The organism is Flavobacterium psychroterrae (assembly GCF_018380615.1).
Lineage (GTDB): Bacteria > Bacteroidota > Bacteroidia > Flavobacteriales > Flavobacteriaceae > Flavobacterium > Flavobacterium psychroterrae.
This window is the reverse complement of record NZ_JAGYVZ010000001.1, coordinates 191360-207789: the sequence shown is the minus strand read 5'-3', so window position 1 is coordinate 207789 and position 16430 is coordinate 191360. Positions and strand designations below refer to the sequence as shown.

Below are 16430 nucleotides of genomic sequence, written 5' to 3'. Positions count from 1 at the left end.
AAAAAATTAAAAAAAAATTAGTGCTAATTCGTGTAATTCGTGGCGAAAAAAAACATACAATATGAATATAAGAAAAAAAATAACGGCAATTTGTTTGGGAGTTTTTTCATTTGCAACAGCGCAAAGTAATAGCGAATTGAAATTATGGTATGATAAACCTGCTGCAATCTGGAACGAAGCTTTTCCTTTGGGGAACGGACGTTTGGGGGCGATGGTTTTTGGCGATCCCGCAGTAGAGCGTTTGCAATTGAACGAAGAAACCATTTGGGCGGGTTCTCCAAACAGCAACGCACATTCAAAATCATTAAAAGCTTTGCCAGTTGTTCGTCAGTTAATTTTTGACGGAAAATTTGATGAAGCACAGGATTTGGCAACGCAGGATATTATGTCGCAAACGAATGATGGAATGCCGTATCAAACTTTTGGGAGCGTGTATATTTCGTTTCCCGGACATCAAAAATATTCGAATTATTACAGAGATTTAGATATTGCAAATGCGACTGCAAAAGTAAAATATACCGTAAACGGCGTAGAATTTACCAGAGAAATTTTAACTTCTTTTTCAGATCAGGTGATTGTCGTGAGACTTTCTGCAAGTCAGCCGGGACAAATTACGGCGAATGTTTTTATAAATAGCCCGCTTGATAAAACGGTTTCGGGAACAGAAGGCGATCAAATTTTGCTTTCGGGAATTGGAAGCAATTTTGAAGGAGTAAAAGGAAAAATAAAATTTCAGGGAAGATTATCTGCTAAAAATAAAGGCGGAGAAGTTTCAGCAAGCAACGGAATCATTAGTATTAATAAAGCTGATGAAGTAACACTTTATATTTCGATTGCCACTAATTTTAAAAATTATCAGGATATAAGTGGTGACGAAATTGCAAAAAGTAAAGATTATTTGGCTAAAGCCGAAACAAAAAATTTTGAAACGATAAAAAAATCACATGTTGATTATTATCAGAAATTCTTCGATAGAGTTTCGTTTGATTTGGGAACAAATGAAGCGGCAAAGAAACCAACGAACGAAAGAATCAGGGATTTCTCGAAACAATTTGATCCGCAATTAGCGAGTTTGTATTTTCAGTTTGGGCGTTATCTTTTGATTTCAAGTTCGCAGCCAGGCGGACAACCTGCTAATTTACAAGGAATTTGGAATGATATGGTAACGCCGCCGTGGGACAGTAAATACACCACAAACATCAATGCCGAAATGAATTATTGGCCGGCACAAGTTACCAATCTTCAGGAAATGCACGAACCTTTTGTTCAAATGGCAAAAGAATTAAGCATTACAGGTGCAGAAACAGCCAGAATGATGTACAATGCAAGCGGTTGGGTTTTGCATCATAATACTGATATCTGGCGCGTTACGGCTCCGGTTGATTCTGCAGCTTCAGGAATGTGGACAACAGGCGGTGCTTGGGTTTGTCAGGATTTATGGGAAAGATATTTGTATACAGGCAATAAAAAATATCTGGAAGAAATTTATCCGATAATGAAAGGTGCAGCAGATTTTTTCCTTGATTTTATGGTTATAGATCCAAATACAAAATATTTGGTGGTTGTACCGTCAAGTTCACCCGAAAATACACATGCAGGCGGAACTGGAAAAGCGACAATTGCATCTGGAACGACAATGGACAATCAGTTGATTTTTGATTTGTTTACACATGTTATTGAAGCTTCGGCTTTGGTTTCTCCGGATGCTGCTTATGTGAAAAAAGTAAGTGATGCATTGGCAAAAATGCCTCCAATGAAAGTGGGGAAACACAGTCAGTTGCAGGAATGGCAGGACGATTGGGATAATCCGAAAGACAATCACCGACATGTTTCGCATTTGTACGGATTGTATCCGAGTAATCAGATTTCGGCCATTAAAACACCGGAATTATTTGAAGCGGCAAAACAATCCTTGATTTACAGAACAGACGAATCTACAGGCTGGTCTATGGGCTGGAAAGTAAATTTGTGGGCCAGATTATTAGATGGAAACCACGCTTATAAATTGATTCAGGATCAATTGCATTTGGTTACTGCCGATCAAAGAAAAGGCGGCGGAACGTATCCGAATATGTTAGATGCGCATCAGCCGTTTCAGATTGATGGCAACTTTGGATGCACAGCAGGAATCGCAGAAATGTTGATGCAGAGTCAGGAAGATGTCATTCATTTATTGCCGGCTTTACCAGGAGTTTGGAAAGATGGAAGCATTAAAGGTTTGGTTTCAAGAGGCGGATTTGTAATTGATATGACCTGGAAAAACAATAAGGTTTCGGAGTTGAAAATCTATTCGAAAATTGGCGGAAATTGTAGATTGAAAGTAGAAAATACTTTAAAAGCAGTAAAAGGAACTTCAATGAAAAATGCGAAAGGAAAAAATCAAAATCCGCTGTTTTATGATGTGGAAGTGAAAAAACCGATTATTTCTGATAAAGCAAAACTAGATCAAGTAAAACTGCCAAATTATAATATTTACGATGTGAATATGAAAGCTGGACAGACGTATACTTTTACAGGGAATTAGTATTTTGCGTGATTAGACCTTACAGGTTTTAAAAACCTGAAAAGTATGCGAGTTTTTTTGTCATTCTGAGGAACGAAGAATCTCCGTTGCAAGATCGACAAAGATTGGCGATTTTGATTGTAGAGTTTATTGTGGAGATTCTTCGTTCCTCAGAATGACAAACTGTGCGAGAAAATGGAATTAAAAAATATTTTAAATATGTTACATCATTTTAAATACAAAATAATCGCTTTTATAATCCTGATTTCGGCCTTAAATATAGGTTGTAAATCGGGAATAAATCATTCTAAAAAAGGAACTTCGGAGGTTTTGAATGCTGCAGATTTTAAGCATTACATCGATTATTTTAATACGATGGAAGATGAGAATTTGAAATTTGCGATTCCGAATGATTCTGCCTGGAGTTGGATGGAAAAGAATATTCCGTTGTTTGAATGTCCGCAGCAAAATTTTGAGGAGATTTATTATTTTAGATGGTGGAGTGCGCGAAAACACATCAAGAAAACGCCTCAGGGTTTTGCGATTACGGAGTTTTTGGTAGATCGTTCATATGCCGATAAATACAATATGATTAGTTGCGCTTTGGGACATCATATTAATGAATTTAGATGGGTTCATGATCCGCAATATTTGGAGCAGGACGTTCATTTATGGTTTAGAGGGAATGACGGAAAGCCAATGAAAAAGCTCAGAACTTTTAGCAGCTGGACGGCTGATGCTTTGTATAACAGGTACTTGGTAAATAAAGATGATAAGTTTTTACTGGATATGTATCCGGATTTGGTTGCGGAATATGCGGCTTGGGAAGGTGACAGAAAACGTAAAGACGGTTTGTTCTGGCAGTTTGATGTTAAGGACGGAATGGAGGAATCGTTGAGCGGTGCGAGAAAATTTAGAAATGCGCGCCCAACAATTAATAGTTATATGTTTGGAAATGCTTCGGCTTTGGCAAAAATTTCGAAACTAAAAGGCGATGCAAAACAGGAAAGTTATTTTGAAGCGAAAGCAGATACATTACAAAAATTAGTAGAAACGAAACTGTGGAATTCTAAAAGCGAATTTTTTGAAACGTTTACAGAAAAAGATACTTTGGCGCAGGTTAGGGAAGCGATAGGATTTATTCCGTGGTATTTTAATTTACCGGAAAAAGGCAAAGGTTTTGAAAAAGCGTGGGAACAAATTAAAGATGAAAAAGGGTTTTCGGCGCCGTTTGGGTTAACAACGGCAGAAAGAAGAAGTCCACGTTTTAGAACTCACGGAACGGGAACCTGCGAATGGGATGGAGCGATTTGGCCTTTTGCAAGTTCGCAAACGTTGACGGCTTTAGCGAATGTTTTGAATAATTACAATCAGAATTTTGTTGGAAAAACCGATTATTTTAAACAAATGAGTTTGTATGTAGAATCGCAATATTTTCACGGAAGACCTTATTTGGGCGAATATCTCGATGAAACGACAGGCTATTGGTTAATGGGCGAAAAAGAGCGAAGCCGTTACTATAATCACTCGACTTTTAATGATTTGATGATTACTGGTTTAGTTGGATTACGCCCGAGAGTTGATGAAAAGATTGAGGTGAACCCTTTGATTCCACAGGAGAAATGGGATTGGTTTTGTTTGGATAATGTACTTTATCACGGCAATATTATTACGATTCTTTGGGATAAAACCGGGGAAAAATATAAGAAGGGAAAAGGTTTTAGGATCTTTAAGAACGGGAAAGAAATTGCGGTTGCGGAGAAATTGGAGCGATTGGTTTCTGAATAAAGTTTGCATCGTATTGTTTCACGCAGATTTTAAACAGATTTTAGCAGATTAAAATTGATTTTTTTATTCTTATTCTGCACTTAATTGATGATTTTATAACATTATCAAAAAGCAAAATGAAAATCTGCGTAAATCAGCTCAAATCTAAATAAATCTGCGTGAAACAAAAATCATCACAAAGGAAAAATACAACTTATGAAAAAGTTTTTTTTACATACAACATTCATCATTATAACCTTCTTTTCAATTTCGGCGAAAGCCCAAAACAAAATTAGCGTTACAAATTTGCAATGCGAAATGCTGAACAATCCGGAAGGAATTGATGTTGTTCAGCCAAGATTGAGCTGGCAAATAATCGCTACAATTAACGATGTAAAACAAACGGCATATCGAATTATTGTAGCTTCAACTTTAGAAAATTTACACTTGAATAAAGCTGATTTATGGGATAGTGGAAAAATCGAAAGTGATGAATCTGTCAATATTATTTATAACGGAAAACGTTTAGAAAACCGTCAAAACGCATTTTGGAAAGTGATTTTATGGACGAATAAAGGAGAAATTCAATCAAGTGAAAAAGCTCATTTTAGCATGGGAATTTTGAATTATGCCGATTGGAAATCGACGCGCTGGATTGGTTATGAAAAAGCTTCGGCGGGAGATAGTATTTCGCAGTATTCGAGATTATCAGCAAGATATCTTCGAAAAGAAGTCAACCTGAAAAAGCAAGTCAAAAATGCAAAAGTTTATATAATGGGATTGGGACTTTATGAGTTATACATTAACGGAAATAAAATTGGCGATCAGGTTTTAGCGCCCGTTCCTACGGATTATACGAAGAATGTAAAATACAATGTTTTTGATGTGACTTCGGAATTGAAAGAAGGCAAAAATATGTTGGGAACGATTTTAGGAAACGGACGTTTTTTTACCATGCGTCAGGATTATAAACCGTATAAAATCAAAACTTTTGGTTACCCGAAAATGGCTTTGCAGTTGTTTGTAGAATATACTGACGGAACAAAAGAAGTGATTAGAACAGATGACACCTGGAAAGTGACCACAAACGGACCCATATTATCCAACAACGAATACGACGGCGAAGAATACGACGCCCGAAAAGAAATGAAGAATTGGAACACAACCAATTTTGATGATAAAAAATGGTTTCAGGCAGAATATGTGCAGGAACCGGGTGGTTTTTATGAAGCGCAAATGACGCCGAATATGAAAATTATGGGCGAGGTAAAACCCATTTCGATCAAACAAACTCCTAAAGGAACTTATATTCTAGATATGGGTCAGAATATGGTGGGTTGGCTGCAATTGAAAGTAAAAGGCAAAAGCGGAGACAAAGTGACTTTGAAATTTGCCGAATCGTTGCAAACCGATGGTTCTTTATATATAGAAAATTTACGCGATGCCAGAACGACCGATGTTTATACTTTAAAAGGGGAAGGTGAAGAAATTTGGGAACCAAAATTTATATTTCACGGATTTCGTTTTGTAGAAGTTTCAGGATTTCCGACGAAACCAACGCTGGATAATTTTGTTGGAAAAGTAGTTTATGATGATATTAAAACCAAAGGAACTTTTGAATCGTCTGACGCGACGATGAACCAGATTTTTAAAAATGCCTATTGGGGAATTAGAGGAAATTATAAAGGAATGCCAATCGATTGTCCCCAGCGAAATGAGCGTCAGCCTTGGTTGGGAGATAGAACGACTGGTGCTTACGGTGAAAGTTTTTTATTTGATAACCAAACTTTATATGCAAAATGGCTTGACGATATTAAAAACGCGCAAACTGCAGATGGAGGAATTCCGGATGTTGCGCCGGCTTTCTGGCGTTATTACGGCGATAATGTAACCTGGCCGGGAACATATATCACGGTTGCCGATATGTTGTACCAGCAATTTGGCGATAAAAAAGTAATCGAAAAACATTATCCATCAATGAAAAAATGGGTGGTTTATATGGAAGAAAATTATTTGGTTAAGGATTTAATGACCAAAGATAAATACGGAGATTGGTGCGTTCCGCCGGAATCCTTAGAATTAATTCACTCCAAAGATTCGGCACGAACTACAAATGGAGAATTAATTGCAAGTGCTTTTTATTATCATTTATTGCAGAAAATGAAAAAGTTTGCGGCGATTAACGGAACAAATTCTGAGGATATTAAATATTACGATTCACTTTCTGAAAGAATAAAAACAGCTTTTAATGCGAAGTTTTTCAATTCTGATAAAAATAATTACGCGAACAATACGGTAACGGCAAATTTGCTTCCGCTGGCTTTTGGGATGGTTCCTGAAAATCTTCAGTCAAAAGTATTTGATAATATTGTGCATGAAGTCGAAGTAACGTACAAAGGTCATATTAGTACGGGAGTTATTGGTACTCAGTTTTTAATGCGAACGTTATCTCAGTTTGGACGACCGGATTTGAGCTACAAACTGGCTTCGAATGACACTTATCCAAGTTGGGGATATATGGCAAAAAATAGCGCGACAACCATTTGGGAATTATGGAACGGAAATACGGCTGATCCTAAAATGAATTCGCAAAATCATGTGATGTTATTAGGCGATTTATTGATTTGGTATTATGAAAATATTGCCGGAATCAAGAGCAATCCTGAAACTCCGGGTTTCAAAGAAATTATTATGAAACCAGATTTTGAAACGGGATTGACTTTCGTAAATGCTTCATACGAATCGATTTACGGATTGATAAAAAGTGACTGGAAAAAAGCTAAAAATAAACTCGACTGGAAAATAACAATTCCGGCAAATAGTTCGGCATTAGTTTATTTGCCAGTTTCTAAAGTTTCTGATGTAACCTTAAACAATCAAAAGTTAAACAGCCAATCTTCATCTTATAAAATTGAAAACAACAATTTAGTTTTGAATTTGTCATCCGGATCTTACGCTATTTCCGTAAAGCGTTAATTTTAGACAATTCGGGACAGTACAGGATACATTGTTAAATTTTTAGTGTTATTTTTACACTTAATAAATATTTTTACCTAAAAAAATATTAGGAATGTATTTATAATCCAAAATTTTAATTCAATAAAATTAAGAATGAAGATCATAAAATTGACATTTGTCTTGTTTGGACTTTTCCTTTTGGGAAGCTGCAAACCAACTTTACAAAATAAAACCTGGAAAGAAGGAATTTTGGTTGATGAATTTATATACGATAAAGCAGCATATCCGTCTTGCCACGCTGTTACGATTGTCGAAACTACAAATGGTGATTTAGTTTCTTCCTGGTTTGGAGGAACGCACGAAAGACATCCTGACGTTTGCATTTATGTAAGTATCAAACCTAAAGGGAGTGATAAATGGGGTGAAGGCGTAAAAGTTGCCGATGGCGTTATGAAAGAAGGTCCGAGATTACCAACATGGAATCCTGTTTTATATCAAATTCCGGGTGGTGATTTAATGTTATTCTATAAAATAGGACCAAAACCATCTGAATGGTGGGGCGTGATCAGAACTTCATCTGATGGAGGAAAAACCTGGTCTGAAGCCAAAAAAATGCCTGATGGATTTTTAGGACCAATCAAAAATAAACCTGTTTTATTAAGCAATGGAACTTTATTATGTCCGTCAAGTATTGAAGGCGATGGCTGGAGACTTCGTATGGAATCGACTCCTGATTTCGGAAAAACATGGGTAATGGGCGATACTTTATCAAGAGGAAAACAAAAGATAAACGCGATTCAGCCAAGTATTTTATTCCATAAAGACGGAAGTATTCAGGCAATTGGAAGAACCAGAAACAGAGCGATTTTTAGCACTTTCTCAAAAGATAACGGAAAAACCTGGTCTGACGTAGAGTTAATTGGTTTACCAAATAACAACTCAGGAACGGATGCCGTAACACTCAAAAACGGCAAACATTTGTTAGTATATAATCACGTTTTACCTCCGGGAACGGAAGCAAAAGGTCCAAGAACGCCTTTAAATGTTTCCATTTCTGATGATGGGATTCACTGGAAAGCGGCATTGGTTTTAGAAGATTCAAAGATTAGCCAATATTCATATCCATCTATGATTCAAAGTTCTGACGGAATGGTTCATATCGTTTATACCTGGAGAAGAGAAAAACTGAAATACGTAAAAATCGATCCAAGTAAATTAAAAGCACTTCCCATCAAAAACGGAATCTGGCCTGGGGACGAAAACAAAACCGTAACGGCTGTAAAGGCTGAAGAAGAGTAAAGACAAGTTCGCCACAGATTAAAGGTTTAAAATGATTTTTTAAAATTCTTACTGAATCTCCAAAATCTGCGAGAGTAAATTTTTCACGCAGATTTAGCAGATTTAGCAGATTTTTTTTAATCAATTAAATCCTTTGATCTGTGGCAAAAAAAACAATAAACATGAAGTTATCTCATTTCAAAAACAATTTAATTATTGCAATGTTAGTTGTGTTATCAACAACATTCAATAGTTGTGCAACGGCTCAGTCTTCAAATAAGCAAAAATATAAAGTAGCGGTTTGCGACTGGATGATTTTAAAAAGACAAAAACTAGGCTCTTTTGGTTTAGCTGCTGAAATAAAAGCTGACGGAATCGAACTCGACATGGGTGGTTTAGGAAACAGACCCACTTTTGACAGCAAATTAGGTGATCCTGTTGAAAGGCAAAAATTTCTTGATAAATCTAAAGAATTAAATGTGGGAATCAGTTCTATTGCCATGTCCGGATTTTACGCGCAGTCTTTTGCCAAAAGAGAAACTATCCAGCCGATGATCGAAGATTGTGTAAAAGCAATGAAAGACATGAAAGTAAAAGTGGCTTATCTTCCGTTAGGTACAGAAAGCGATTTGGTTAAAAATCCTGAATTGCGTCCGGTAATTATCGAAAGATTAAGATGGGCAGGAAAACAAGTCGGTAAAATTGGCGGTGTAATTGCGATTGAAACTTCATTGAGTGCGACAGAAGAGAAAAAATTACTCGAAGAAATAGATTCTAAATACATCAAAAGTTCATTCAATTTTGCGAATGCCGCAGATAATGGAAGAGACATTCCATCGGAACTAAAAATATTAGGCAAGAAACATTTATCACAAATTCACGCTTCAAACACAGATAAAGTCTGGCTTGAAAATGACACGATGATCAATATGCCTGAAATTAAAAAAACGCTGGACGAAATGAAATGGAGCGGCTGGTTAATCGTAGAACGCTCTCGTGACGTGACGCAGGTTCATAATGTGAAAGCGAATTATGGTGCAAATGTGGCGTATTTGAAAAAGATTTTTCAGAATTAGAATAAAAAGAAATCAGCCAGATCTGCAAAATCTGCGAGAGTAAATTTTTTTCACGCAGATTTTGCAGATTGAGCAGATTTACTCTCATTTTTTGTCATCTCGACGAAGGAGAGATCACACTAGATATTCCAGTATTGTAGTTACGCGTGAGATTTCTCCTTCGTCGAAATGACAAACTGGTTGAATAAAAAATTACAATACAATGAAATATTTTACTTTACTTTTTTTAGGTTTTTACGTCACTTTCGCGACAGCGCAAAACGTTACTATCGTTAGTGATTCTAATTCTGCGAGAGCAAAATTTGGTGCCGAAAAACTATCAGAAACACTTACTGCTAAAGGTTTCAAAATCACTTCTTCAAATAAAATCACAAAGTCAAAAGACCAATTAATTATTATTGGAGAAAAAGCAACCGATTTCTGGAAACAGAATTCCAAAAGCGCTAAAATTGACGATAACAAACTTATCAAAAAAGAAGGTTTTCAAATTCGTACTCAAAAAAATATTATTTATATAGAAGGAACCGACGCTTCGGGAGCTTTATATGGCACAATGGAATTAGCAGATCGTGTTAAAATTTCAGGAAAACTTCCGTCAGACATCAATATTGATGATAGTCCCGAAATGGTTTTAAGAGGCGCCTGTATCGGAATGCAGAAAACAACTTATCTTCCGGGCAGGGACGTTTATGAATATCCGTATACGCCAGAAACTTTTCCTTGGTTTTACGATAAAAAACTTTGGGTAAAGTATCTCGATATGCTGGTCGAAAACAGAATGAACTCTTTGTATTTATGGAACGGACATCCGTTTGCTTCATTGGTAAAACTCAAAGAATATCCGTTTGCGATGGAAGTAAGCGAAGAAGATTTCAAAAAAAATGAAGAAATCTATAAATTCCTGACCGAAGAAGCCAATAAAAGAGGAATCTGGGTGATTCAGATGTTTTATAATATCATCGTTTCCAAACCTTTTGCAGAACATTACAACATCAAAACACAAGATCGTTCGCGCCCAATAACGCCTTTACTTTCAGATTATACCCGAAAATCAATCGCCGCTTTTATCGAAAAATATCCAAATGTTGGATTGCTAGTTTGCCTTGGAGAAGCCATAAACACGATTGATGATGACGTAGAATGGTTTACCAAAACGATTATTCCCGGAGTTCAGGATGGTTTAAAAGCATTGGGACGAACAGACGAACCGCCAATTATTTTGCGTTCGCACGATACCGATGGACCTTTGGTAATGGAAAAATCGCTTCCGTTATATAAAAATTTATATACAGAAAGTAAATATACCGGAGAATCTTTAACGACTTACACGCCAGGCGGACCTTGGGGCGAAACGCACAAACAGTTAAGTGCTTTAAAATCAATTCATATCGAGAATGTTCATATTCTCGCAAATTTAGAACCTTTCAGATACGGTTCACCGGATTTTATCCAGAAAACGGTTAAAGCAATGCATAGTGCGCACGGAGCCAATGCCTTGCACTTGTATCCGCAGGCATCGTATTGGGATTGGCCCTATTCTGCCGATAAAACGAAAACAGGCGAACGAATTCTCGAAATGGATCGTGACTGGATTTGGTACAAAGCCTGGGCAAGATATGCGTGGGACAGCAAAAGAGATCGAAATGAAGAAGTTAAATTTTGGGATAATGATCTGGCCGCTAAATACGGAACCAATTTAGAAGCCGCAAATAATATTCAAAAAGCATACGATGAAACCGGAGAAATTGCGCCAAAAACCTTAAGACGATTCGGAATCACCGAAGGAAATCGTCAGACTTTATTATTAGGAATGTTCGAAAGCCAATTGGTAAATCCATCGAAATGGCGTGTTTATCCTGGCTTTCACGAATCGTGCGGACCAGCGGGTGAATTACTTCTGGAATATGCCAAAAAAGAATGGAACAAAGAACCACATTCAGGCGAACTTCCCACCCAAATTATTGCCGAAATCACAGAGCACGGAAGATTAGCCGTTGAAGCCATTGACAAGGCAGAAGCAAGCGTTACAAAAGACAAAGAAGAATTTTTACGTCTTAAAAATGATATTCATGCCTATAAAGCTTTCGCCGATTTCTTTTCAGAAAAAGTAAAAGCAGCTTTATTGGTTTTACGATACAGTTATTCAAATGACATTACGGATCTTGACAAAGCGATGTCGCATTTAGAAAAAAGTATCACGCATTACGAATTATTGGTAAATCTTACGAAAGACACGTATTATTATGCCAATAGTATGCAAACGGCTCAACGCCGAATCCCAATTGGTGGCGACGACGGCAACAACAAAACATGGGCAGAATTATTGCCGCATTACGAACGAGAATTGGTTAATTTTAAAAGAAATTTAGATTTATTAAAATCATCAAAAGGTGGTAAAATAGAATCTAAAGAAGGGAAACCGTGGCAAACTACAGATGTAACTTTATTGAGCGAAAGCAAGGGAACTTACGCCGTAAAAAACGGAACAAAAGTATACGGAACAGCGATTTCTGAATTCACAAAAGTAGCTCCGGAATTGCAAAACCTTAAAGGAATTACATTCGATGAAACTTCTCAAAACGAGAACGGAACGCATTTGAAATTCAAAAATACAAAAGCCGTAAAACTGGTTGTAGGTTATTTCAATTCAGATCAAAAGCGATTTTTATTTCCGCCAAGTTTAGAAACAGATGCAGCCGGAAACGCAAATGGTCAGGCCGAAGTAATTCTGGCAAGCGCCATGAATCTGAAGGAATTACCGCGTGTAAATATTCATACGTATACGTTTCAAGCCGGCGAAAATAAACTAGATTTGGGTAAAGGCAGAGTTTTAATTTTAGGATTTATAGACGCCAATCAAACTGTTACGCCCCGCGATGTTGGTTATATTGATGCAGGAGAAAAAGGAGCGATCGACTGGTTGTTTTATTAAGTATAAGGGTTTTAATTTGGGCGTGTCCCTCCGGGCCGGGCTGTACGTTCCCGCTTTTTTTAAGGTGAAGAAAAATCACCTTAAAAAAGAGCTTCACTGCCATCCCTCACGCGAACCAAACGTTATCGAGACCTGACAGGTTTTAAAAACCTGTCAGGTCTACTAAAACTAAAACTTAAATTACATATCACTTATATGGTTTAAAAAAGCATGAAGAAAACATTTTTTTTTATTTATTTTTTTTTAGTTTTTTGCTCTGTCCAGAGCCAGATGAAACATGCATCAGCGGAATTGCGTAGAGAAATTTCGCTGAATTCATCTTGGGAAACCACCATTTTAAATAATCCTGTGCAGCAAGATGAAAGCTTTGTGAACAATCCTAAAATCGATTCGCAATGGCAAAATGTAAATGTTCCCCATAACTGGGATCAATATTACGGTTACCGCAGAATGAAACACGGTAATTTGCACGGAACTGCCTGGTATCATAAAACATTTAAAATTGATAAAAAAGACAAAGGAAAACGCCTTTTTTTATTTTTTGAAGGCGTAAGTTCCTATGCGACAGTTTGGGTCAACGGAAAAAAAGTGGGAGCACACAAAGGCGGACGAACCACTTTTACAATCGATATTACAAACGCAGTTTCTTTTAATACTGAAAATACAGTAATGGTCAAAGCCGATCATCCCTCGTTTATTGCAGATCTTCCGTGGGTTTGCGGCGGATGTTCCGGCGAATGGGGATTTTCTGAAGGTTCGCAGCCATTGGGAATTTTTAGACCGGTTTCTTTAGTTGTTACAAACGAGGTTCGCATTGAACCTTTTGGTGTTCACATTTGGAACGACAAATCAATTTCTAAAGAAAAAGCGATTCTTCATACTACAACCGAAATCAAAAATTATGGAAACTCAAACCGTAGTTTAACAATAGAAAATATCCTTTTTGATGCTTCAGGAAAGCAAGTTGCTGTCCAGAAAAGTGATATCAAAAGTGTTTCAGGAGAAACAAAAGAAATAACACAAACACTTTCGGAAATTCTTCAGCCAAAATTATGGTCGCCATCCAATCCATATTTATATCAATTGGTAACTTCAATTTTCGAAAACGGAAAAAAAATAGACGAACTGAAAACGCCTTACGGAATTCGCTGGGTAAGTTGGCCGGTGAGCCGTGACGGAAAAGACAATCGTTTCTTTATCAACGATGAACCTTTATTTGTAAACGGAATTTGTGAATACGAACATATGATTGGAAACAGTCATTCATTTTCTAATGAACAAATTCATTCGAGAATCGAGCAAATAAAAGCGGCTGGATTTAATGCTTTTAGAGAAGCACATCAACCTCATAATTTATTGTACCAAAAAGAATTAGACGAAAACGGAATTCTGTTTTGGAGCCAGTTTTCGGCACATATTTGGTACGATACACCTGAATTTAAAGAGAATTTCAAAACCTTATTGAGAGAATGGATCAAGGAACGCAGAAATAGTCCGTCTGTCGTAATGTGGGGATTGCAGAACGAAAGTACGATTCCGAAAGAGTTTGCTGAAGAATGCACGAAAATCATTCGCGAAATGGATCCTTTATCCGCTTCTCAAAGAATCGTAACAACTTGTAACGGAGGTGAAGGAACAGATTGGAATGTGGTTCAAAACTGGTCAGGAACGTATGGCGGTGATCCTTTAAAATACCATCTCGAAATGAGCACGCAACTCTTAAACGGAGAATACGGCGCATGGCGAACAGCAGATTTACATACCGAAGGCGAATTTGACCAAAAAGGAATTTTAAGCGAAAACAGATTCACTCAATTAATGGAAATAAAAGTTCGCGAAGCCGAATCGGTAAAAGATAAAATTGCGGGACAATTCAACTGGCTTTTTGCTTCGCACGAAAATCCGGGACGTTCTCAAAATGGCGAAGGTTTTCGTGATATTGATAAAGTTGGTCCCATAAATTATAAAGGACTTTTTACTGTTTGGGGCGAACCGCTGGATGCGTATTATATGTACCGCGCCAATTATGTTTCGAACAAAACAAATCCAATGGTTTATATTGTTTCGCATTCATGGCCAAGTCGTTGGGATTCGGCTGGCATAAAAAACGGAATTGATATTTATTCGAATTGCGATGAAGTCGAATTGTTTAATGATGTCAATAAATCTTCAGTAGGAAAACTAAAAAACCCGGGAGTAGGTCAGCATTTTCAGTTTAACAATGTCAATATTCAATACAATGTTTTGTATGCTGTTGGTTATGTAAATGGTTTGGCTGTAGCCAAAGATTATATCGTTTTGAACACTTTGCCAAAAGCACCAAATTTAAAGAAATTATATACAGATGAAAGTGATATTTTAAATCCGAAAAAAGGTTACAATTATATTTACAGAGTGAATTGCGGTGGTTCTGAAATGACAGATAGTTCTGGAAATGCGTGGCTTACTGATACACATAAAAGCGGTGAGAATACTTGGGGATCTTTATCGTGGACAGATAAATTCGAAAAACTCCCTGATTTTTATGCGAGTCAGCGTAGTACTTTCGATCCAATTTCGGGCACAAAAGATCCTGAATTGTTTCAAAGTTTCAGATACGGCGTTGATAAATTAAGTTATGAATTTCCAGCTGCTGATGGTGAATATTTAGTCGAATTATACTTTACAGAACCGTGGTATGGAACTGGAGGTGGCTTAAATTGCAAAGGCTGGCGTTTGTTTGATGTTGCCATAAACGACAATATTGTTTTAAAAGATTTTGATATTTGGGCAGAAGCCGGACACGATAAAGCATTGAAAAAAACTTTTGTGGTGAAAAGCGTGGGAGGAAAAATTAGGATTTCTTTCCCAAATGTAAAAGCGGGACAGGCGATAATTTCTGCGATTGCCATTGCGACGAAAAACAAGAACGTAAAACCAGCAAATGAATCTCCTAAAAATATTCAGAATATTGTTTTAGATTCTCAAACTAAAAATGAATACAAAATTGCATCATGGTTGGATATTAATTCAAAACAATATTCAGATGCTGAAGTAGTTTTTACACAATTGCCTTCGGAAGTTTTTGGGGCAGATTATTTGCAGTTTTTTTCCAATTCAAAAAATAAGGGTTCTTTTACAGTAAAAGAAGATTCAGATGTTTATGTTTTTATTGACAAAAAAACAACAACACAATTTGCAGGAGTATCAGATTATAAAAAATCAGAAGAAATAGCCAAGAATAGCAATAATGTAGAGTTTGCCATTTTTTCTAAAAAAGTAAAAAAAGGAGAAAAAGTACTTTTTGATAATTCAGAAACTATAAGTTCTATTATAGTTGTGCCAATTTATGATATGGGTGAAAAAGATGATTCTCGTCCGATTGTTATTTTTGAAGCAGAAAATGCTAAAACAACAGGAACTGATATCGTAAAAGGGAATTTCAAAAAAGCGGATTATATTGAATTCACAAAAAAGACAAATAACAGCATTCAGTTTGAAGTAAAACCCGGAGTTGCCGGAATTTATTTAATGCGTTTCAAATTTATGAACAAAAATGAAACGCCATTAAAAGTACATTTCAAAATGGAAGACGCGTACGGAATTTTAATGCGAAACGATACAATAGAATTTTTTCCTTCACCGGAAAAATGGAAGGTCTTGAATACGACTTCGGGAGGATATATTAATGCAGGAACGTATAAAATTACTTTGGAAGGAGAAGATTTGAAAGGGTTGATGCTGGATAATTTTGAGTTTCAATAATTTTTTGAGTTCCAAAGGTGCAGAGGTTCAAAGGGGCATAGGTTTATTCTCTTTGTAGGCTGAGCGGAGTCAAAGCCCCGCAAAGTTTTACCTCATTTTTGTCATCCCGAGGAACGAGGGATCTACGCAAGAAACTCGACAAAGATTGGCGACATTCTAAGCGGAATTTCTA

At 36.7% G+C, this 16430-nt stretch carries 7 protein-coding genes; all 7 read left to right on the top strand.

Annotated elements, in window-relative coordinates:
- The first annotated feature begins 61 nt into the window (after positions 1 to 61).
- The 7 genes from KHA90_RS00750 to KHA90_RS00720 all read left to right on the top strand — a co-directional run bounded on the left by KHA90_RS00750 (position 62) and on the right by KHA90_RS00720 (position 16258).
- Positions 62 to 2524, top strand: coding sequence for a glycoside hydrolase family 95 protein (locus KHA90_RS00750; RefSeq protein WP_213293799.1), 2463 nt, complete (start codon positions 62 to 64; stop codon positions 2522 to 2524).
- Positions 2525 to 2698: 174 nt separating this feature from the next.
- Positions 2699 to 4291 (top strand): MGH1-like glycoside hydrolase domain-containing protein, encoded by a 1593-nt coding sequence (locus KHA90_RS00745; protein ID WP_244860214.1) that lies wholly within the window; start codon positions 2699 to 2701, stop codon positions 4289 to 4291.
- A gap of 195 nt (positions 4292 to 4486) precedes the next feature.
- A complete protein-coding gene (locus KHA90_RS00740) occupies positions 4487 to 7246 on the top strand; it encodes a glycoside hydrolase family 78 protein (RefSeq protein ID WP_213293797.1) in 2760 nt (919 codons plus the stop codon).
- A gap of 135 nt (positions 7247 to 7381) precedes the next feature.
- Complete coding sequence (locus KHA90_RS00735) at positions 7382 to 8527, top strand: sialidase family protein (RefSeq protein WP_213293795.1); 1146 nt, start codon at positions 7382 to 7384, stop codon at positions 8525 to 8527.
- Positions 8528 to 8688: 161 nt separating this feature from the next.
- Entirely contained in the window at positions 8689 to 9582 is an 894-nt protein-coding gene (locus KHA90_RS00730) for a sugar phosphate isomerase/epimerase family protein (RefSeq protein ID WP_213293792.1), read from the top strand.
- 202 nt (positions 9583 to 9784) lie between these two features.
- Complete coding sequence (locus KHA90_RS00725) at positions 9785 to 12514, top strand: alpha-d-galacturonidase (RefSeq protein ID WP_213293789.1); 2730 nt, start codon at positions 9785 to 9787, stop codon at positions 12512 to 12514.
- 270 nt (positions 12515 to 12784) lie between these two features.
- The gene (locus KHA90_RS00720) at positions 12785 to 16258 is read left to right on the top strand and encodes a malectin domain-containing carbohydrate-binding protein (protein ID WP_244860213.1); all 3474 of its coding nucleotides are present in this window, start codon (positions 12785 to 12787) and stop codon (positions 16256 to 16258) included.
- Positions 16259 to 16430: the final 172 nt, after the last annotated feature.